This is a genomic window from Bacillus sp. PK6-026, assembly GCF_054161455.1.
This window is the reverse complement of the sequence record NZ_CP096418.1, coordinates 1,507,300-1,528,589: the sequence shown is the minus strand read 5'-3', so window position 1 is coordinate 1,528,589 and position 21,290 is coordinate 1,507,300. Positions and strand designations below refer to the sequence as shown.

17 protein-coding genes and 2 pseudogenes are annotated in these 21,290 nt (G+C 45.0%); 4 read left to right on the top strand and 15 right to left on the bottom strand.

From position 1 onward, the window contains the following. Positions 1 to 81: 81 nt before the first annotated feature. Positions 82 to 606 carry an RDD family protein gene (locus tag M1D59_RS07775; RefSeq protein WP_020451188.1) on the bottom strand — a complete coding sequence of 175 codons (525 nt, stop codon included), beginning with the start codon at positions 604 to 606 and terminating at the stop codon, positions 82 to 84. Between the two features lie 171 nt (positions 607 to 777). On the opposite strand from M1D59_RS07775, the gene M1D59_RS07770 reads away from it, so the two are divergent. Together M1D59_RS07770 and M1D59_RS07765 are read left to right on the top strand one after the other, a co-directional pair. Beyond that, complete coding sequence (locus M1D59_RS07770; protein ID WP_165583461.1) at positions 778 to 936, top strand: hypothetical protein; 159 nt, start codon at positions 778 to 780, stop codon at positions 934 to 936. Between the two features lie 191 nt (positions 937 to 1,127). Then, positions 1,128 to 2,308 (top strand): annotated as a pseudogene (locus tag M1D59_RS07765) (aminotransferase A); the annotation flags it as partial. Between the two features lie 14 nt (positions 2,309 to 2,322). Here the strand turns inward: M1D59_RS07765 and M1D59_RS07760 are convergent. Next, positions 2,323 to 4,131, bottom strand: a complete 1,809-nt coding sequence (locus M1D59_RS07760) for a PAS domain-containing protein (RefSeq protein WP_026579795.1) — start codon at positions 4,129 to 4,131, stop codon at positions 2,323 to 2,325. A gap of 160 nt (positions 4,132 to 4,291) precedes the next feature. Then, complete coding sequence (locus M1D59_RS07755; RefSeq protein ID WP_458117924.1) at positions 4,292 to 6,400, bottom strand: peptidoglycan D,D-transpeptidase FtsI family protein; 2,109 nt, start codon at positions 6,398 to 6,400, stop codon at positions 4,292 to 4,294. 348 nt (positions 6,401 to 6,748) lie between these two features. Between M1D59_RS07755 and M1D59_RS07750 the strand changes: the two genes are divergently transcribed. Next, positions 6,749 to 7,510: a CAP domain-containing protein gene (locus M1D59_RS07750; protein WP_050820756.1), complete on the top strand. Its 762-nt coding sequence runs from the start codon at positions 6,749 to 6,751 to the stop codon at positions 7,508 to 7,510. Positions 7,511 to 7,556: 46 nt separating this feature from the next. On the opposite strand, the gene M1D59_RS07745 is transcribed toward M1D59_RS07750, so the two are convergent. The 4 genes and pseudogenes from M1D59_RS07745 to M1D59_RS07730 form a co-directional block, all read right to left on the bottom strand. Next, positions 7,557 to 8,429, bottom strand: a complete 873-nt coding sequence (locus tag M1D59_RS07745) for an NAD(P)-dependent oxidoreductase (protein ID WP_458117923.1) — start codon at positions 8,427 to 8,429, stop codon at positions 7,557 to 7,559. A 13-nt stretch (positions 8,430 to 8,442) separates the two neighbouring features. Beyond that, positions 8,443 to 9,228, bottom strand: a complete 786-nt coding sequence (locus tag M1D59_RS07740; RefSeq protein WP_023857294.1) for an SDR family oxidoreductase — start codon at positions 9,226 to 9,228, stop codon at positions 8,443 to 8,445. A gap of 101 nt (positions 9,229 to 9,329) precedes the next feature. Continuing rightward, entirely contained in the window at positions 9,330 to 10,256 is a 927-nt protein-coding gene (locus M1D59_RS07735; RefSeq protein ID WP_373367297.1) for a methyl-accepting chemotaxis protein, read from the bottom strand. A 15-nt stretch (positions 10,257 to 10,271) separates the two neighbouring features. Further along, positions 10,272 to 11,198: pseudogene (locus M1D59_RS07730) on the bottom strand (HAMP domain-containing protein); the annotation flags it as partial. Positions 11,199 to 11,419: 221 nt separating this feature from the next. Here M1D59_RS07730 and M1D59_RS07725 point away from each other — a divergent pair. Then, positions 11,420 to 12,112 carry a GNAT family N-acetyltransferase gene (locus tag M1D59_RS07725; RefSeq protein ID WP_023857296.1) on the top strand — a complete coding sequence of 231 codons (693 nt, stop codon included), beginning with the start codon at positions 11,420 to 11,422 and terminating at the stop codon, positions 12,110 to 12,112. Positions 12,113 to 12,119: 7 nt separating this feature from the next. Here the strand turns inward: M1D59_RS07725 and splB are convergent, their stop codons facing one another. The 8 genes from splB to M1D59_RS07685 all read right to left on the bottom strand — a co-directional run bounded on the left by splB (position 12,120) and on the right by M1D59_RS07685 (position 20,872). Then, positions 12,120 to 13,148 (bottom strand): spore photoproduct lyase, encoded by a 1,029-nt coding sequence (gene splB / locus M1D59_RS07720; protein WP_023857297.1) that lies wholly within the window; start codon positions 13,146 to 13,148, stop codon positions 12,120 to 12,122. A 73-nt stretch (positions 13,149 to 13,221) separates the two neighbouring features. Further along, positions 13,222 to 13,455 carry a transcriptional regulator SplA domain-containing protein gene (locus M1D59_RS07715; RefSeq protein WP_023857298.1) on the bottom strand — a complete coding sequence of 78 codons (234 nt, stop codon included), beginning with the start codon at positions 13,453 to 13,455 and terminating at the stop codon, positions 13,222 to 13,224. A 120-nt stretch (positions 13,456 to 13,575) separates the two neighbouring features. Then, positions 13,576 to 15,294, bottom strand: coding sequence for a phosphoenolpyruvate--protein phosphotransferase (gene ptsP / locus M1D59_RS07710; protein ID WP_020451177.1), 1,719 nt, complete (start codon positions 15,292 to 15,294; stop codon positions 13,576 to 13,578). Further along, a complete protein-coding gene (locus tag M1D59_RS07705) occupies positions 15,294 to 15,560 on the bottom strand; it encodes a phosphocarrier protein HPr (protein ID WP_003181247.1) in 267 nt (88 codons plus the stop codon). Before M1D59_RS07705 ends, ptsP begins: the two co-directional genes overlap by 1 nt. Before the next feature lie 100 nt (positions 15,561 to 15,660). Next, positions 15,661 to 17,757 carry a glucose-specific PTS transporter subunit IIBC gene (gene ptsG, locus M1D59_RS07700; protein ID WP_020451176.1) on the bottom strand — a complete coding sequence of 699 codons (2,097 nt, stop codon included), beginning with the start codon at positions 17,755 to 17,757 and terminating at the stop codon, positions 15,661 to 15,663. A gap of 223 nt (positions 17,758 to 17,980) precedes the next feature. Beyond that, entirely contained in the window at positions 17,981 to 18,826 is an 846-nt protein-coding gene (glcT, locus tag M1D59_RS07695; RefSeq protein WP_003181243.1) for a glucose PTS transporter transcription antiterminator GlcT, read from the bottom strand. Positions 18,827 to 18,963: 137 nt separating this feature from the next. Beyond that, complete coding sequence (locus tag M1D59_RS07690; protein WP_128822342.1) at positions 18,964 to 19,935, bottom strand: LacI family DNA-binding transcriptional regulator; 972 nt, start codon at positions 19,933 to 19,935, stop codon at positions 18,964 to 18,966. Between the two features lie 211 nt (positions 19,936 to 20,146). Further along, positions 20,147 to 20,872 carry an NPP1 family protein gene (locus M1D59_RS07685; RefSeq protein ID WP_145624700.1) on the bottom strand — a complete coding sequence of 242 codons (726 nt, stop codon included), beginning with the start codon at positions 20,870 to 20,872 and terminating at the stop codon, positions 20,147 to 20,149. Between the last annotated feature and the right edge of the window lie 418 nt (positions 20,873 to 21,290).

Genomic DNA, 21,290 nt, shown 5'->3' with positions numbered 1-21,290 from the left:
CTTATTTTTATTCCTGCCGTGAAACATTTTCCTGAACAAGACAGCACGCATTCATGCTGAAAGCGTGCTGTCTTTTACCCGTTATTTTTTTACGACAATGGTTCCTGCCAACATATCATGAAGCGCCTGGCGCCTTTCTGTGAAAAAGGCCATAATGTAGCCGACCAACAAAATCGGAGAAAGAAAGCTTTTGGCCAGAAACCTTCCGGCCGCACGGCCGAAAGAGATTCTTCCGCCTTCTGCTTTCGCCACCTGAACGTTCATGATTTTCTTGCCGAGCGTCCCTTGCCATTTGGATGATTCCATCAGCGTGTAATAAAGAAAATAAACAATAAAAGTAATACTTCCAACGATCGCTATGGTTTTGAACATGCTGATGATAAACGTAAAGATTTCCTGATCGCTCAAATACTCGGGATCAGTCTCCATCATGAGCATGATATCCGAATTTCCCAACATCAACGCCGCTGTTAAAACGTACGTGAAAATATATGCGGGAATCCCGAGAATCAATCCGTCGAGCAGGGAAGCTACAAAACGCGCGCCGATTCCGGCATACTCGCTCCTTTCAGGAGCAGTTTCGTGTTTGTCTAATTCCAATTCCAATGTGCTTTTCCTCCTAACATCTTGACTTCTATATACTACTAAGATTCGCTGAATATTATCAATACGTATCACGTTTTTTTAAAGTTAAATTAATGTACGGCTCACAAGTTTTTCATTGACTTTGACATTTATCGTGTTACAATGGTCAAGGATTTTTCAGGAAAGGTGTTTATGATGGGAACAATTGTAACGATTAAAAATCATGAAATGACCATTTTAGAAGGGGTCAGCCGTGCCGTTTACACAGAAATGCTCAAGGATGCTTCAGACAGTGAAGAACAAATATATATTTCGTGGAAAGAAGATGTTGACTTCGATTACGGCTACTAAACGAAATATAACGTAAGACAATCGTTTGATTGTCTTATTTTTCTATCTGCTGCCATCCGCATGTCCGCATACCTTGCATTGTTTTGCATATACTTGTTACGAGTTTTTATAAAATTGATTGATTAAAAGATGACAATTGGTCTGATGATGGTAAAATAAGATAAACCATAACATTTTTAAGGTGATGCTAAATGGAACATTTGCTTAATCCAAATGTAAAAGAAATCGAAATCTCAGGGATCCGCAAGTTCTCAAACCTTGTATCCCAGTACGAAAACGTAATCTCTTTAACAATCGGCCAGCCTGATTTCTTCACCCCCCACCATGTCAAACAGGCCGCCAAAAAAGCGATAGATGAGAATCAAACATCTTACACTCACAACGCCGGATATCCCGAACTGAGGCAGGCTGTACAGCTTTATATGAAGAAAAAAGCCGATTTAAATTATGAAGCGGAAAGCGAGATCATTGTGACGACCGGAGCCAGCCAGGCCATCGATTCGGCATTCCGCACGATTTTATCACCTGGCGATGAAGTCATTCTTCCGGGGCCGGTATACCCCGGATACGAGCCGATCATCAAAATGTGCGGAGCGTCTCCATTGATCATTGACACCACGTCTCACGGCTTTAAGCTGACAGCAAAATTGATCGAGGAAGCGCTGACGCCGAAGACAAAATGTGTTGTTCTTCCTTATCCGTCAAATCCGACGGGAATGACGCTGTCTGAAGAAGAGCTGAAGGACATCGCCTCCCTTTTAAAAGGTCGAAACGTCTTTGTGCTTTCGGATGAAATATACAGCGAACTCACTTTTGACAGACCGCACCACTCCATCGCGTCTGTGTTAAGGGACCAGACGATCGTCATCGGCGGACTTTCCAAATCCCACAGCATGACAGGCTGGAGAATCGGATTTTTGTTCGCGCCGAAGGAAATCGCCAAACATATTTTAAAAGTCCATCAATACAACGTATCATGCGCTTCATCGATCTCTCAAAAAGCAGCTCTGGAAGCCGTCACCAACGGGTTTGATGATGCGCTGATCATGCGCGAGCAATATAAAAAACGGCTTGACTACGTGTACGACAGACTTGTGACAATGGGCCTCGATGTGATTAAACCGTCGGGAGCATTCTACATTTTCCCGTCCATCAAATCGTTTGGAATGTCTTCCTTTGATTTCTGCATGTCGCTTCTTGAGGAAGAGGGGCTTGCGATCGTGCCGGGCAGCTCGTTTTCTGAATACGGGGAAGGCTATGTGAGGATCTCTTACGCATATTCTCCTGATACGCTAAGGGAAGGTCTTGACCGGCTGGAGTCCTTTGTTTTCAATAAGAGGCAGTCGATACAGACTACGTAAACAACGGCTTTTACGCCGTTGTTTTTTATTTTGGAAATGAAATCTTAAATGTCGTGCCTTTTTCTGCTTTGCTGTCGACTTCGATTGTTCCGTTGTGATTTTCGATGATATTGAAGGTGACCATCAAACCGAGGCCTGTTCCTTTTTCCTTCGTCGTCAAAAACGGCTCGCCGATTCGCTTCATGACATGTTCAGGTATTCCTTCTCCTTCGTCCTCCACCTCGACGATGACCGAATCTTCGGTTTCTCTGACGGTCAAATGGACCGTACCGCCGTTCGGCATGGATTCGACGGCGTTTTTGATCAGGTTGATAAACACTTGCTTTAATTGATTTTGATCCCCTTTAATATAGATATTGTCCGGGAGGATCGTATTGATCAAAATGCCGTTTAAGTTGGCCTGCGTTTCTAAAAGGGCCGTCACTTCGCGGATCAGCCTGATCAGATCTAGCTTTTCTTTCAATGCGTTTTGCTGCGGCTTTGCCAGCATGAGAAGCTCGCTCAAGATCAGTTCGATTCTGCTTAATTCGGAAAAGATAATATTAAAATAATGTTCATTTTCTTCCATCGTGGGCTTCATCAGCTGTAAAAACCCTTTAATCGCGGTGAGCGGATTGCGGATTTCGTGGGCGATCCCTGCTGCAAGCTGTCCGGCGATCGACAGTTTTTCCGAACGGACCATCAGCTCTTCGGTCTGCTTGCGTTCAGAAATATCCCTTAAAATCACCTGAACGGCCGTTTCCCCGAAAAATGTCGTAGGGATGCAAACCATTTCTGTATAGATGAGCCTTTTTTCAAATGTATACCACGTCTGCTTTATGATTTCAGATTCGGATTTTCGGTCTGTAATCCGTTTCAGCCTCGCTTTGACATCTTCGTGGTCGCACGGGTGCAGATGTTCATAAATATCTTTGCCGATTAAATCCTCATACGTTTTTGCTTCAAACAGACGAATGCCTGATTCATTCATAAAGACCCATCTACCTTTATGAATAACGGCTATCGTATCGATTGAGTTTTGAATCAAGAGCTGATAGCGCTCCCTGCTTTTTTGCAAAATGGTCTGGAATTTCTTCCTCGATGAAATGTCAATGAGCAGGAGCAGCTCCGCTTTCTGGTTTTGATAAATGGTCGGCGCCGCCTTGACTTCGAGGTGAATCTGCGTGCCGTCGAGCTTATGCCAAGTTTGCTCGATCATTCCGACATCAAGTCCCTGCTGCATCCGCTTGATACGGTTTTTGACGATGTCATGGTACTCTTTCTCGATAAAATCGTAGGAATACTTTCCGATAATTTGCCGTTTGTGCTCGGCTCCGAGCAGGTTGACCATGGCGTCATTGACGTAGACTATTTCCCCTTGAACGCTGATGCACAGAGGGTTTGGCAAGCCTTCCACCATGGCTTCGAATTCCTCTTTTGCCGGCAGCCTGGCAGCTTCTTCCGGTGTGTCTTCCTCTTTTATGGAGCTGCTTTTCTTAGAGGGACGGTCTTCAAACACTTTCATTTTGAGTACAATCTCGCGTTCTTTTTCTCCAACATGGGTCGTCACGAAATCGATCGATGCTTCGATCCAGATCATCGTGTAGTCTTTTTTCACAAATCTGAAGGTGCAAGGCAGCAAATGATGCTCATTGTAAAAATAGCTTTCTACCAGAAAAAGATCGTCTTCGTGTAAATAGTCCTTCAAATACGTACCGATCAGTTCATTCTGCTGGTAGCTTAAGAGTTCTTTGCAATTTGCAGATATGTATATAAAACGGCCGTTAGCTGACAGGACTGCCTGTAAATTCATATGGGGCTTATATTGCTCAAAACGTTTTGTTTTTTGTTCCATCATATCCCTCCTTTATACCCTATTCATGACCAGCATTCATTAAAACTATTTTGCTTAAAAGGATTCGCTAAAATACGAGAAATCTCCTTCAAAACTTCTAGCATTCGTCAAATTTTGATAACAAAAAAAGAACCCGGAAAAAATCCGTGTTCTTTTTTGTCTAATCCTTGCTGTATTTTTTTTGCAGATCGACATAGGCTTTGACGATTTTGGCGGCGATGTTTTTGTTCATCTTCGTTTTGTCGTCAACAGACGGGACGACAACGCTGAAGGCGACCTGCGGATTTTCTGACGGATAATAGCCGGCAAAGGTGATATTATAAGTACCTCTCCCCCACCAGTTTCGGTTTGTGCCGTAGTAGTGCGTCTGTGCCGTTCCGGTTTTGCCTGATACGTCAAGCGAACCGAATGCGCCGGCTGCAGTTCCCGTCTGGGTTACTCTTTTAAATCCTTGCTTGACGATAGCGATGTCGCTTTGGGAATTGTTGATACGATTCAAAACGTTGGCAGAGCGCTCTTCAACGACTGAACCGAGTTTTTCACTTTCAGGCTGGTGAATGCTTTTCACGACTCTCGGCTGTAACCTGTATCCGCCGTTGGCAATCGTTGAAACATATTGGGCGAGCTGCAAAGGCGTATACGTGTCAAACTGGCCGATCGCTTCATCAAGAAGAAGACCCCCGACTATTTTTGGGTTTGTCTGCATCCCGGCCGACTCTTGCGGCAAGTCGATGCCTGTTTTTACCCCAAGGCCAAATTGATTGAAATAATACCTCATTTTATTTAAGTCTTCGAGGTTTGCCGGAAGGGAGCCGCCAGGTTTATACGTGATCCCTGCCATTCTCATTGCCACATAAAACATATAAACGTTTGAACTTTTTTCCAACGCTCTAACCTCATCAGCCCAGCCGATGGTGTTTCCTCTGTAGGAGCCTTTTTTAACAGGCCCCGCGAAGCTCAGCTCATGATCTAAATATCTCTGCCCATGTGGCATGCCGTCCTGATAGCCGGCCAGCACGGTCGCGCCTTTGACGGCTGATCCCATTTCATACTGGGTCGTAAACGCGCCGATTGAATAGTCGGTGATTTTGCCGTCGATGATTCGCTTTCCGGCCATGGACAGGATGTCTCCGTTATTCGGATCCATCATGACGACGAACGCTCTGTCCAGCATGTAGTTTGAGCCGCGGAATTTATTAAGCTCCTCTTCGATAGCTTCTTCGACTTTCTTTTGGAGCTCCATGTCGAATGTCAGCTGCAGATCGTAGCCGCGTCTTCCTTCATCAACCGTTTCCTGGCTGATGACCTTGCCTGAGCGGTTTTCTGTATATTGCACTTTCGCTTTTTTCGGATTTAAATATTCTTCATATTGATACTCGAGATAGCTTTTTCCCACTCTGTCATTCCGGGCATATCCCCTTGTCAGGTAGAAGTCTTCCCGGTCCTTGATAAGCCCTTGCTCAGGCGTTGTGACGCCTCCGAAAATGGAGTAGAGCGTTTTTTCATAAGGATATTTCCTGGTCCAGTCCATGATGACGTCAACGCCGGGAAGCTCTTCAAGATGCTCGGAAACGCGTGAGACTTCCTCATACGTTAAATCGTTGGCCGGCATCTGTTTTGAAGCCTTCTCATCAAGGAGCTGCGCATCGTTTTTCCCCTCGGTTTTCGGGCTCATCGCTTTGACGATCTGCGGCTCATACGCATAGCCGCCTGAAAACCTTCTGAAAATCGCGGCGATTTTAAGCTCGTCTTTGTCCTTTTCCAGCGCTTTGATCTCTTCCGCCGGAACGCGGTCCACCTGCAGCTTGTATGTTTGATCAGACTTGAGGGTTTTCTCGCCGTCTTTCAGAAGTGCAGCAGCTTTTTTCGGATGTCTGGCAAGCCAGTAATCTTTCAAATCTCTTTCTTTCAGAAACGAAGTATCGATATCGATCAATTCTGCGAGTTTTTTGGCTGTGCTGATTTTTTCCTCCGTTTTTGTGCTTGTCATCATCGTATATGTGATCGCGGGAACGCTTTGGTTGTCGACAACCACCCGCCCGTATCTGTCATACATTTTACCCCGCGGCGCCGGGTATGACGCAATTTTCGCCTCGGTTTTCGAAGCTTCCTGCTCATACGCTTCTCCATTGACGATTTGCACGAGGCCCAGCTTGACAATCAGCGCAGCGAACAAAGTGAACACCGCAAAGAAGTACAGGTTGATCCGCCATAAACGCGAACGCCTGCTCTTTTTGATTTCAGCCGGATCATGTTGAGATTCTGTCACTGAAACTCTCTCTCCTCTCACAATATTCAATTTTTACATTAATTAACTGAGATATATTGTAACACTTTTGTAATGGTTGTTACAATCTAAAGTTTTTAAAAAAGCTGTCAATCTCTTTTTATATTAAAATTTAGCTAACACATTTAAATTTTACCACGTTTATGACAAGACGTGTAAAAGAGCGATCTGGTTGCATATTGGCAGCAAAGGGTTTTTCTTTTTTTATGTCAAAATTAACAATAATACCTTGTCAAAGGGAATATATGGATCTATTATTTCAAAAAAGCCGTGTTATGATTCTAGTGTACGAAACAACAACAACTACAACATTTAGGAGGATTACTGTTTATGAAAAAAGCTTTTCTTTTATCAGCAGCAGCTGCAGCAACGCTCTTCACATTCAGCGGCGTTCAACACGCTGACGCTAAAGAGCAGCAGCAAGTACAAGTCAAAACCGTTCATTCCATAAATGTAACTGATCTCAAAGGCAAACTGAATATCCAAAACATGAACCAGCTTTCTAAAGCTGACCAGGAAAAAATTCAGTCCCTGCTTCATTCTTATAAGAAACAAGCCACTCAACAGCCTAAAGCTTCTGCACCGAAGTCTTCTGCGCCTAAAGCTTCAAAGCCTGAAAGCACGCAGACTCAAAAACAGGAAGCTTCAAAGCCTGCGGCTTCAAAAGAGCAGACTTCACAGCAAAAGCAAAATACAGCGCCTTCATCTTCTTCTGTAAGCGCGTATGAAAAAGAAGTTGTTGAGCTGACGAATGCGGAAAGAAAGAAACAAGGGCTAAAACCTCTTACTTTGGATGAAAAACTGAGCAAGGTTGCCCGCACGAAATCTCAAGATATGAAAGATAACAATTACTTTGATCACAACAGCCCGACTTACGGTTCTCCATTTGACATGATGAAGAAATTCGGCATCACATACCGCACTGCCGGAGAAAACATCGCGAAAGGCCAAAAAACGCCTCAGGAAGTTGTCAAAGCTTGGATGAACAGTGAAGGTCACAGAAAAAACATTATGAACCCTAACTTCACGCATATCGGTGTTGGATATGTGAAAGACGGCAACTACTGGACTCAGCAGTTCATCGGAAAATAAGAACCAGCAAAAAACCACTTGCATTGAGCAAGTGGTTTTTTTTTCGTTATTTATATTCTGTCCAAAGCTTGTACACACTTTGGGTGCCGCTGTTTTCTTCGCCTTTTTCCACAAGGGTGTCGTAAAGGCTTTTCGCAAGCTCGAGCCCCGGCATTTTCTCGCCCATCAACTCCGCTTCTTCTAGCGCGATGCCCATGTCTTTAACAAAGTGTTTGACGTAAAAGCCCGGTTCAAAGTCGCCTTTCAGCATTCTAGGCGCGAGATTTGAGAGGGACCAGCTTCCCGCAGCGCCGGTCGTAATGCTTTTTAACACATTGTCGGGATCGAGTCCGGATTTTTTGGCGTAGGCCATCGCTTCTGCGACACCGATCATACCTGCAGCAATCGCAATCTGGTTGCACATTTTCGTATGCTGGCCGCTTCCGGCCGGCCCCTGATATTGGATGTTTTCACCCATGATCGAAAAGATCGGGTAGCATTCATCAAAGGCTTTCCGTTCTCCTCCGACCATAATGGCGAGCGTGCCGTTTCTCGCGCCGACGTCCCCGCCTGAAACCGGAGCATCTAAAGCGTAAAGTCCTCTCTCTTTTGCAGCATCCTCGATTTGTTTGGCGAGAGAAGGCTTGGAAGTCGTCATATCGATGAGGTAAGAACCTGTTTTGGCATTTTCAATAATGCCTTCGCTTCCAAAGTAAACTTCTTTAACGTCTTTTGGGTAGCCGACCATTGTGATGATCACATCAGACGACTGCGCCAGTGCTTTGACGGATGATTTCCATTCCGCCCCTTTTTCCACGAGGCTGTCCGCTTTCTGTTTTGTTCTCGTATATGCGCTGACGGGATAGCCTGCAGCTAAAATATGCGAAGCCATGCTGTTTCCCATTACTCCGAGTCCGATAAATCCGATCGTTTTTTTCATGATGTCATCCCCCTTAAATTGCTTTTACCATTCCGCCGTCTATCAGCAGAGTCTGTCCAGTCATATATGTATTGCATTCTGATAAAAGAAAGCTTGCATATTGTGCAAAGTCGTCAGGTTTTCCGTAGGAGCCGAGCGGAATCTCTTTCTCATAGCTTTCCTTCACCTGCTGCTCGGAAAGGCCTGTTTTCTCGGCTTTGAGCCGGTCAAGCTCTGCCACGCGATCTGTCGCGATTCTCCCAGGTGCGAGCGTGTTGATCAAAATGCGGTGTTCGGCCAACTCTTCCGCAATGGATTTTGTCAGACCGACGATTCCCATTCGAAACGTGTTGGAAAGCAGCAACCCCGGAATCGGTTGCTTAACTGATGAAGAAGCGATATTAACAATGCGGCCTCCATCCTTTTTTAGATATGGAAAAGCTTCGCGGATTAAACGGACATAGCTGAGCAGATGCAATTCAAATGACGAAGTCCAGTCAGCGTCTGTCAGATCCAACAGGCTGCCGCCCTTCGGTCCTCCGACATTGTTGACGAGCATATCGATCGTTCCAAATGTGTCAGCGGTCTTTTGAACGAGCGCTTTGATCCCGTCAGCATCTGCAAGATCGCATACTTGATATGAGATGGATCCGCCGCCGAGTCCATTCAGCTCTTCCGCAGCTTTTTTCAAGTCCGCTTCGTGTCTCCCGGACAACATGACATTTGCCCCTTCTTTCGCAAGGGCTTTTGCAATCGCATTGCCTAGTCCTTTGCTGCTTGCTGCCACAAGCGCCGTTTTGCCATTCATCTTTAAGTCCACAATCATCACTCCCTTCATATTTATAGTGTAACATGTATATTCTGAAAATTGGGATTGTGAGCGTTGAAAAAGTCCCTCTTTCAAAAAGAGGGACTTCTTTATTACACGTTAAACTTATTGATCGCATTTAATAATTCTTGATTGGCCTCACTCAGCGCTTCAGCCGATTTGGCGATGCTTTCCAGCGCTGTCAGCTGCTCGTTTGTCGAAGCGCTGACCTCTTCCGCAGCCGCTGCTGACTGCTGGGAAATAGCTGAAATGCTTTGGATCGAATCAGACATTTTTTGCTGTTCTCCGCTCATACCAGAGATTTCAGAGTAAATGTGGTCAATTGAATTGACGAGCGCCTGCATTTCTGCAGTAATTTTGCTGAGCGCTTCTCCTGTCTCATGAATCATTCCATTTTGCTCTTCATTCATCTTGCTTGCTTCCGTCATCGCTGAAACGGCTTCTTTCGTTTCCAGCTGAATCTGCTTGACCGTTTCGCTGATATGCTGTGAAGAGACCGCCGATTGTTCGGCAAGCTTTCTCACCTCATCTGCAACTACCGCAAAACCGCGTCCGCTTTCGCCGGCACGGGCTGCTTCAATGCTGGCGTTCAGAGCAAGCAGGTTTGTTTGATCAGAGATCGCCGAGATGGCTGTAACAACCTCTTCAATGTTTTTTGTTTTTTCTTCAAGCTGCAAAAGCATATGTTCCACTTTCTTCGTCTCCGAGTTGGCTTCATTTGATTTTGCAAGCAGCTGCCCGAGGGCATCGATTCCTGTATAGCTTGCATCTTCTGATGTTCTCGAAAGCTTCTTGATGCTGTCGGCATGATGTTCAATTTCTTTAATTTTGACAGATAGCCGTTCGGATTGTTCATTTACATTTTCGATCTCTGCCGCTTGTTCTGTCGCACCTGTCGCCACTTCTTCGATTGCTTTGGCAATCTCATCGCTCGCAGAAACCGTTTCTTTTGAAACAGCGCTTAATTGATCGGTCGTTTTCGATACTTTTCCGGACGAGGTTCCGACTTGCACAATCATTTCTTTCATGTTTTCGACCATCTTGTTGAAGTCTTTTGTTAACATACCGATTTCGTCTTTTGAGGCAGCTGCTGTCTGGACCGTCAAATCACCGCCCGCGACAGCCTTTGTTTTGGCAATCAGCTGCTTAATCGGGCCTGTGATCGTTTTGGCAAGGAAATAGCTTAAAATGATCGCCGCTGCCAAAGCAATGATTGAAACGATCATGACCATTTTGTTCATTTCCTGTGCGACCCACATCAGCTTCGCCGTGTCGAATTGCGTACCGACTTTCCAGCCCGTACCACCGACGGTCTGATAAGCGATCACAGTATCTTTGCCTACTTTGATTCCGTCTTTGGATGACGGGATGTCCCGATATGTTTTGTCTTTCGATATATCGTCACCTTGTTTTGACGGGTGGGCAAGCATTGTCCCGTTTTGGTCCAAAATAAATGCGTAGCCGTCATATGGCATCTTTTGATTTTCGATAATTTTGTTTAATGAATTCAGTGAAATATCTAAGCTGATGACGCCTAATACTTTATTGTCGACAACGACTGCTTTAGCCGCTGCGACCATCATCTCTCCAGACACGACATCTTGATACGGCTCTGTCCAGATCACTTGATCAGGCGTTTTGGCAGCCGATGTGTACCAGGGCCGGGTCGTCGGGTCAAAATCTTTATCAAATTCGGCTTTCGGGTATATCCATATATCTTTTTTTGAAGTCGCTATATACGCATTGGTGACAAATTCGTTTTTATCCTTGATTTGCTTTAATTCGTCGTTGATCAGTCTGCCCAATAATTTATTTTGATCATCTTCTAAAAATGACTGCGCCATTCGACTGTCGCTCATACGATTTAAAGCGATTTCATAGTTTTCTAATTGAAGCTCGATATTACCTTTGATCGAGTTAAGCAGACTTGAAGTCGATTCTTTTGCTTGATCTTCAAGCATTGATTTCAACAAATGTGTTGTGGAAAACTGTAGGACGATAACCGTCAAAATCAGCAGGATGGCAACAAATCCGGCAATTTTGACATGCAGTTTTTTAAACAAATGAAACCCTCCTTTACATGCACCTTCATATTCTTTTTATCGGCCAAAATTTCGCAAAATTAAGATAGCCTGCTAAAATAACGGTATAATGAAGGAAATATCAAAAGGAGTGATGGGCGATCTATAAACAGTTTTACGTCGATAACGGCATTTCTTATCAGCAGGTGGACATCCGCAATTACAACAACAAAGATATTCCCGATTTGATTGCACTCCAAAGAGAATGCTTTCCGCCTCCGTTTCCGGAAGACCTTTTGTGGAATGAAAAGCAGCTCCATTCCCATATTGAACGATTTCCCGATGGTGCACTTTGCGCGGTTTCCGAAGGCCGAATCATCGGTTCGATGACGGCGCTCATGACTGATTTTGATCCGCATCATCCTCACCACAGCTGGGACGAAGTGACAGACAACGGGTATATCGGCACACATCAAAACGATGGAAACTCCCTTTATGTCGTCGATATTTCCGTGTCCCCTCACTATCGAAAACTCGGCATCGGAAAGCGGCTGATGCAGTCCATGTATGAACTGACGGTCTTTAAAGGGCTCAAGCGGCTCATTGGCGGCGGACGGATTCCCCATTATCACAAGTCGGCTGAAGAAATGACGCCCGAACAGTATGTTCAAGCTGTATTGGACGGGGAAAAGCGCGATCCCGTGCTCTCATTCCTGCTCCAGTGCGGACGATCGCCGGTTTGCGTGATTCCCGGCTACATTGAAGATGAGGAATCGCTTCATTATGCGGTCTTAATGGAGTGGAAAAACCCTTTTTTAACATCTCAAAACAAAAAACAGAGCTTTTCCGGCTAAAGCTCTGTTATGTGAAATATTCGATTTTTGCTTCGGGAAAATAGTTATCAATATACGTTTCAAGGGCGCTGCGAAGCTCTGCTTCTTCATCCTTCTGGTATATATATTTGCCAATCCCGTATCTGCCCCATTTATAGCGCCGTTTTTCTTCATCCAGTTCGAGCTTTGTCTTTGGATAGTTTTTTTCAATGACTCTTTTTGCCGGCTTCGTGAATCTGTGCTGGATCATTTCAAAGGTAATGTCGCGCCTTGCATGCTGCGGCAGCGCACGATCGAGCTTTTCGAGTAGCACTCTGTAGCCTTCCTGCCAGCCGTCATGAATATAAATCGGAGCGATGATAAAACCAAGCGGATAGCCTGCTTCCGCTACTTTCACGGCGGCTTCGATCCGTTTATCCAAAGGGGATGTGCCGGGTTCAAAACTTTTGATGACATAATCGGCATTTACGCTGAAGCGGAAACGCGTTTTTCCGTTGTGCTTGGCATCAAGCAAATGGTCGACATGATGGAATTTTGTCACGAAACGCAATTTACCGTGGTCGGATTGACCGAAATGCTCAATTGCACGCTTTAATGTGTGTGTCAAATGGTCAATCCCGACAATATCAGATGTGCAAGAAGCTTCAAACCGCGTATCCTCGGGAGCGCGTTCTTTCATATACTGGTCCGCCTGATCAAGTATTTCCTCCACATTGACGTACGTTCTGATATACGGCTTGCTGCCCATTGTCGTCTGCAGATAGCAGTAATGGCAGTGACCCATACACCCTGTTGCAAACGGAATCGCGTATTCTGCGGACGGTTTTGATGAATCGAATTTCAATGTTTTTCTGACGCCGATGACCAAAGTGGATTTCGCATTTCTGTATTTTTGCAGGTGGCCTTCCCCCGGGATATTCCTCACCTGATTGTGTGAAGTCGTTTCCCTGATCTCAAGCCCCATGTTTGAAAATTTATCCCTCAGCTCTTTTCCCAGCGGGTATTCCAGCGCTCTCGGTTCAATATAGACGAGCTGGGGAACAAACGGTTTTACCATTGGAAACAGACACATCCTTTGCTTATTTCCGTTACTTTTTGCATTTAGAGGATGTGATATACCGGTAATATTTTCATACCCCGTCAAATAACTCACGGTAAAGCCGTTCCGCCTCTTCATATGAAGAAAAAACTGCATCATCTTCGGCAAAGGCGTGATATGTATCATACATAAACAATGCCAGTTCACCTTCGTGAAGCGGGTGATCAACGACTTCAGCTTCCTTTATATGCGCGACATTGGCGGCATGCGGGTTCCGGTAAATGACATAGACCTCATCACCCGGTTTGAATGGCTGCCTGGGCATATCAAAATCCCCCTTTCTAACTATTGGTCACATGTATTATTTCCGCCGCAGCCGAGATCATTCAGATCAACAAAAAAACCCGGACGGGCATTGGTTATGCCTGTCCGGATTTTCAATCGCTTATGCCATATTGAAGGTTTCTTTTACGAATTGTACAACCTCTTCTGTTGTGCTCATGGACAGAATTTGCTCTTTGAACGATTCCGTCTCTTTTTTAGAAAGCTTGCTGATTTGCGTTCTTGCCGGCAGGATTGACGTCGCGCTCATTGAGAACTCGTCCAGTCCAAGACCGAGCAGGATTGGGATCGCAATTTCATCTCCCGCCATTTCGCCGCACATGCCGACCCATTTTCCTTCTTTATGGGCCGCTTCAATGACAAGCGTGATCAGGCGGAGAATCGCAGGATTGTACGGCTGGTAAAGGTAAGATACCCGCTCATTCATCCGGTCAGCAGCCATCGTATATTGAATCAGGTCATTCGTTCCGATGCTGAAGAAATCCACTTCTTTAGCGAATTGATCAGCGATCACAGCTGTTGAAGGGATTTCAACCATCATACCGACTTCAATGTCTTCGGAAACTTGTTGACCTTCAGCTTTCAGCTTTTCTTTTTCTTCTAAAAGAATTGCTTTCGCTTCTTTAAATTCGTTTACAGTCGCGATCATAGGGAACATAATTTTTAAGTTTCCATATGTACTTGCCCGAAGCAGCGCACGAAGCTGCGTTCTGAAAATCTCTTGCTCATCAAGGCAAAGACGGATCGCTCTGTATCCCAAGAAAGGGTTCATTTCTTTTGGCAGTTCTAAATATGGAAGCTCTTTGTCTCCGCCGATATCAAGAGTACGAACGACAACTGATTTGCCTTCCATACGCTCAAGAACGGTTTTATAGGCATCAAATTGCTCCTCTTCAGTCGGAAGCTGGTCTCTGCCCATGTAAAGGAATTCAGTCCGGTAAAGGCCGACTGCTTCTCCTCCATTTTCCAGAACGCCTTTTACATCATCAGGTGTACCGATATTAGCGGCAAGTTCCACATGATGTCCATCATTCGTTACAGTCGGTTCATTGACAAGCTTCGCCCATTCGGCTTTTTGCGCCAGGAAGGCTTGATGCTTTTCTTCGTATTCGCTGATTGTTTCCTGGGCAGGATCAACGATGACATCGCCATTGATACCGTCAACGATCACAGTTACGCCGTTTTGAATGCCTTTTGTTGCCGCTTTTGTGCCGACAACGGCCGGAATTTCAAGCGAGCGCGCCATGATGGCTGAGTGGGACGTCCGTCCGCCGATATCTGTTGTAAACCCTTTAACAAAGTTGCGGTTTAGTTGCGCTGTATCAGACGGTGTCAAGTCTTCGGCTACGATGATGACCTCTTCGGAAATCAGACTCGGGTTCGGAATTTCAACGCCGAGAAGATGCCCTGTGACACGCTTGGTGACATCGCGGATGTCTGCGGCGCGTTCTTTCATATATTCGTTATCCATCGACTCGAACATTGTGACGAACATGTCGGCCGTTTCTTTTAAAGCGAATTCCGCGTTGACGGAGTCCGATTTGATTTTGTCTTTAATCGGGTTTAACAGTTCCGGATCGCTTAATACTAACAAATGTGCAGAAAAGATTTCCGCTTTATCTTCTCCAAGCTCTTTCAATGCATGGTTTTTAATGATTTCAAGCTCTTTTTTAGAACGCTCGATGGCGTCTTCAAAACGATTTACTTCCGCATCAGAATCAGAGATGTTTTTCTTTTCAACCGTTAGATCAGGCTCCTCAAGCCGATATGCTTTTGCGATCGCAATACCGGCTGAAGCGCCTATTCCTTTTAGTTCAAGCATTATTCGCCTAAACCTTCGCTTTTCATTGTTTCTTCAAGTGCGGAAAGAGCATCATTTTCATCAGCGCCGGAAGCAGAAATCGTAATTTCAGCACCTTTAGCAATACCTAGTGACATAACACCCATAATTGATTTAAGGTTGACGGTTTTTCCGTTATATTCCAAATTGATATCTGCATCATATTTGCTTGCTGTTTGTACAAGAACAGTCGCTGGACGAGCGTGGATTCCAGAATCTGCAGTTACTTTAAACGTTTTTTGTGCCATTTTTTATCAATCTCCTTTTAATTTAAAGCTTTTAGTACATTCACAATATTATATCATACAGCCGTACATGTCATCTGACAAGTACGGCCATTTTGTGAATTTATTTTTCAACGCGGACGATATCGTCCTGTGTCAGGCTGACATTGCCTTCTGCCTTTAAGCTCACGCTTTCGCCTTCTTGAAGGTTCGTGAACACGATCGGCGTCATCAGGGAAGGTACGCTGTCCTTCACTTTTTCAATGTCGACTTCAAGCAGTTTCTGGCCCGGCTCAACCCGGTCACCTTCAGAAACAAATGCAGTGAAGCCTTCACCTTTCAGGCTGACCGTATCGATTCCAAAGTGGATCAGAATTTCTCTGCCGCCGTCAGACTGCAGACCGATCGCATGCTTTGTCGGGAACACGTTCAGCACTTTCCCTCTTACAGGTGACACAACTGTGCCTTCTGCAGGAAGAATCGCGAATCCGTCGCCCATCATTTTTCCGGAGAATACTTGATCCGGAACATCTGTAATCGGATGAAGCTCACCAGCAAGCGGTGAAACGAATACTTCTTCACCTGATTCATTTTGAAGAGGCTCGACCATGACTTCTTCGATTTGCTGCTCTACTTCCTCGGCAGCGTTTGGTGCTTTTTCAGGACGCGGCGTGCGGCCTGACATAATGTCTTGCATTTGCGATTTTAAATTGTCGGATCTTGGTCCGAAAATCGCTTGGATGTTATTGCCGACTTCCAGCACGCCAGATGCGCCGAGTTTTTTCAAGCGCTCTTTGTCAACTTTCTTCTGATCGTTGACTGTGACGCGAAGTCTTGTGATACAAGCGTCAAGGTGTTTGATGTTTTCTTGGTCACCCATCGCCTCTAGAATTTGATAAGGAAGATCTCCTGCTGCTTCTTTGCCTTCATCAGCGGATTCTGCAGCTGCATCTTCGCGTCCAGGCGTTTTCAAGTTGAACTTGCGGATGGCAAATCTGAATCCGAAGTAGTAGACGACAGCCAGGACTAAACCGACAGGAATGACAAGCCACCAAGCTGTGCGGTTCGGCAGAATTCCGAACAGGAAGTAGTCGATCAAACCGCCGGAGAATGTCATCCCGATCTTAACATTTAAAATGTCCATCATCATGAATGACAGGCCGGCAAACACACAGTGAATCGCAAACAGAATCGGAGCGACGAACAAGAATGAGAATTCGATCGGCTCAGTGATCCCTGTTAAGAATGATGTCAATGCTGCTGAACCCATAATACCGGCAACAAGCTTTTTGTTCTGCGGTTTTGCCTCATGATAAATAGCGAGCGCTGCCGCAGGAAGACCGAACATCATGAACGGATACTTACCGGTCATAAATGTACCCGCTGTCAAATCGACGCCGTCTTTGATTTGCGCCATGAAAATTCTTTGGTCACCGCGGACAATTTCTCCCGCCTGATTCGTATAGCTGAAGAACTCGTACCAGAACGGCGAGTAGAAAATATGGTGCAGACCGAACGGGATCAGGGCCCGCTCAATCATTCCGAAAATGAGAGCTGCGACCGCTTCATTTGCTGCAAGCAAGTTTGTCGAAAAGCTGTTCAGCGCGCCTTGGATCGGCGGCCAGATAAACAGCATGACGAGTCCCAGCAGCAATGCACAAATCGATGTAATGATCGGAACAAAGCGCTTTCCGGCAAAGAATCCTAAATACTGCGGAAGCTCGATTGTGTAGAATCGGTTGTACATGGCAGCGGCCAGGACACCGACAATAATACCCCCGAATACCCCCGTTGCCAATGTCGGTATGCCGAGCATTGTCGTGTATTCCGGATGGTTTTGAGTAAAGAACTGTGCTCTTTCAACTGCGTCGCTTGGAATCGAACCGTTTTGAAGAAGCACTGCACTCATCGTGACATTCATAACAAGATATCCGATAATAGCGGCGATTCCGGCAACACCGTCGCCGTTAGCCAAACCGATGGCAACCCCGACTGCGAAAAGGAGCGCCAAGTTGGTGAACACGACGTCACCTGAACTTTCCATCACTTTCGCAACAAGCTGAACGGTGCTGTTCGTTAAGAATGGTGCGACTTTTGTCATCTGCGGATTTTGCATGGCATTACCAAGCGCGAGCAGAATCCCTGCAGCCGGCAGGATCGCAACAGGAAGCATCAGCGCCCGTCCAATTTTTTGCAGAACGCCAAATAGCGATTTAAACATGTTTTAACCCCCTCTAAGGATAGTTTGACCTTACAGCAAAAATTCATGACAACTTCGTTCAAAAGACTGCTTTTTCATCCAAATAAACCGTTTACATTTCGCCTTTAGAACGACAAAAAAGGCATGGGTGAAAGCGGGTACACTAAGAAACAAAAGACAGCGTCTTCATTTCTTCCCTTTTTTCACTCATGCCTGATCGAATCAGTAACACGTTATAAAGGCGTTATGAAATTTTATTAGTTAAACGGTACAAATGCAATGTCAAATAAACGGCTTCTGCCTCATGAACCGGTTTCTTGAGCGCTTGCTGCAAGATCTTGATCATCTTCCAAGCAGTATTGTAACACAGCGGATATTCCGTTTTCAACAATAACATTAATTTTTCCGGCTCCTGAATCGGCTCGTCCCGTTTAATCCTGTCGATCGTAAAGCGCAAGTGCCTGATCAGCCGCAAATAGTTCACACTTTCCCTGTTGACCTGCATCTGGAACGAATCCTCGATGACCTGGACAAGCCTGGAGATCAGTTGGGAATGCTGATTGACTTCAGAAAGCGGGCGGTTCGTCATCGCACTGTGGATATGAAGTGCGATAAACCCGATTTCGCCTTCAGGCAGCTGAATGTCTGATTTTTCATTTATCATATCGACGGCTTCTTTGGCGACTTCGTATTCCTTCGGATAAAGCGATTCCGTCTCAAGCAAAAACGGATTCTTCATATCAAATCCCTTTTCTAAGCGCTTAACCGCAAATGCGATATGGTCCGTCAACGCGACATGAATGTGTTCGTTCAGCGGCTGGCCGATTTTTTGCGCGATATGGTAGATAACATCATTGGCGATATCAACCATTTTTTCATCGACATAAGTGAGGAGCTTCTTATACTGCGATTGTTCCTTATCATTTTCCAAGATAAACATTTTTTCATAGTTCTCATGTTCGATAAGATCTCCGCGCTTTTTGCCAAAACCGATTCCTTTGCCAATCAAGACAACTTCTCTGTAATCATCATGGAGAGCGATTAAAACGTTGTTGTTGAGTACCTTTTCAACGGTAAAGGATCTGTTCACGATCCTCAGCTCCTTTTTGTCATCAATCTCTCATATCGTACAAAACTCATGAAAGCGCGTCAATTTATTTTGACCTTTTTGATGAAAAATGTCGAAATTTGATCACTGTCTGGAAAATGATTGATGTTTTGATTACATTACACAGTCGCCCTTTTGATCAGCTTGTATGGAACGGTCTGTTTTTCCGGGCCGGCACCGCCGATTCTTTTTCGCAAAAGGCGAAACGCATGCTTCCCCATTTCCTTTATATTAATTTTGATCGTTGAAATGCCCAGCACTTCACTGATTGGCTGGTTGTCACAGCTTAAAATGGCGAGGCTTCCGGGAATATCCACCTGATGACGTTGCGCTTCAAGAAACATACCGGCTGTTACTTGGTCGTTGGCGATAAAAACAGCTGTCGGCTTCTCCTCCATCTCTCTCCATTCAGAGAACAGCTTTTGCCCGTCGGTTATCGTCAGCGACCGCTCGAATACCCATTCTTCCCGGTAAGGCTCCCCGATCGCGGCCAAAGCTTCCTTGTATGCCTCAAGGCGAAAATGGCTGTTCATGCCATTTTTCCTTGCCAAACCAATGGCGATTTTTGTGTGCCCCTTTTCAATCAAAAAATCCAGTCCTAACCGGAAAGCATCTTTGTGCGGAATGCTGACCGTTGAAAAATACCGTTCGCTTGAGTCCTGGCACAGAATGAACGGACCGGTCTCATGCCAGTCCAAAAGCGCTTCATCAGACATCGCTTTTGAACAGAAAATCAGGCCGTCCACCTGTCTTTGTTTCAGCTGCTCCAATGCAAAAATTTCTTTTTCCAATTGATAATTTGTTTGATAAAGCGAAAAGTGAACGCCTTCCTTTGCAGCTTCTTCAGCGATTCCTTCCAGCAGCTCGCCGAAATAAGGGAGGCCGATGGTCGGCAGCACAACACCTATCATATTTGAAAAGCCTTTGGATAAATGAACGGCATGCATATTCCTTGCATATTCGAGCCGTTCAATCGTCTCAAGAACTTTTTGACGTTTTTCTTCTTTGACATACGGGTGGCCGTTGAGAACCCTTGAAACAGTCGTGATGGAAACCCCTGCGGCTTCAGCTATTTCCCTGATATTTGCCATTCGTTTCCCTTCTTTCTTTCAAATCTTTTCATACATGCCGGATCATTTCGCGTCATAAAGAAATTATATCGCTTGGAGACGTGGATTTTGATCGTTTTCGGAATTTTTTTCGGGGTTCTATAAATATGAAGAAAACAGTGAAGAAGATGTACGGAGAAAAAAACCGGCTGATATAAAAATATTTCACAATCAGCCGATACACGAAATATTTTTATCTAAACCATGCTTTTCCAAGGTTATTCATGAAATTGTGATCATTGAAAGGAACGTTTGCGCTTCCGAAATCCGTCGTGTTCAATGCGTTTCTTGCGGCAGGCGTCAAATCTTCCCATCCGATGAGAGGCTGGGTTCCGCCCTTTGCGTTGTCCACATATAAACTGTGGTTAATCGGTGCTTGAGGAGCATCATAGCGGATTTTCGGATGATCACCTTCCATGATCTTGTTGTTTGGAGCTGTTTTTTGAAATTTACCGTGCTGAGAATAAGCGATGGAAAACACTTTTGGATTTTGATTTGCCGGGTTATCGATCCATACGACGATTCCTTCCCAGTCATGTCGATGGCCGAATGCTTTAAAAGGCAGAGGTGAATCTTTAGGAAAATACCATGCGTACATAATCGCCCATACTCCATTGTACCATGCAGAGCGGGAGTACACTTGTCCCACGCTTTTGCTGCAGTGTCCTTCGGGCGCTCCGGTAGGCTCCAGGCCTCCGCTTGTATTGCCTTGTGCGTCAACTGCGGGAAAAGGCACGCAGCCGCTTCCGACCTTTAAATAAGGCTGAAAACGTTTGGCCGCTTTTTGAGAAACCGTCACAGGGGTTACTTCACTGAAGCCTTGCACTTTGTCATGATCAATCACTTTCGCGTCAGCTGCCGGTACGATACTGACAAAAGCAAATATCGACAAAAACAGTACATATCCTAATGTTTTCACTCTTTGCTAGCTTCCTTTCATAAATAATGGACTTCAAATCATTAGAGAAGTTTTTTAACGCTTATTTGTGTGGGGGTGAATCCGCAATCATTGCGGGGACTGAAATATCTGGATGAGAGATGAAATTGTCTGCGGCAGATTTAATTTGTCAGCGTTTGTCCCATTTAATCCCTCCCTTCTTTTGAGCTTAGTATACAAATTTTTAACATGAGAATAATGATGCAATCCGATTATCTTTTGATCAATCTAAATCCCCATAATAAAAACAAAAAGGCGCTGTAGATTCATTCTTCAAACGATCATCACAAGACTTTTTCAACGTCAATCATATTAAGCGGCTCGGCAAAATTCCTGAAAACCCTGACATCAGGGTTTTTTATTAATTTAGGGCTTGATATGGAAAGCGTTTCATAATTTA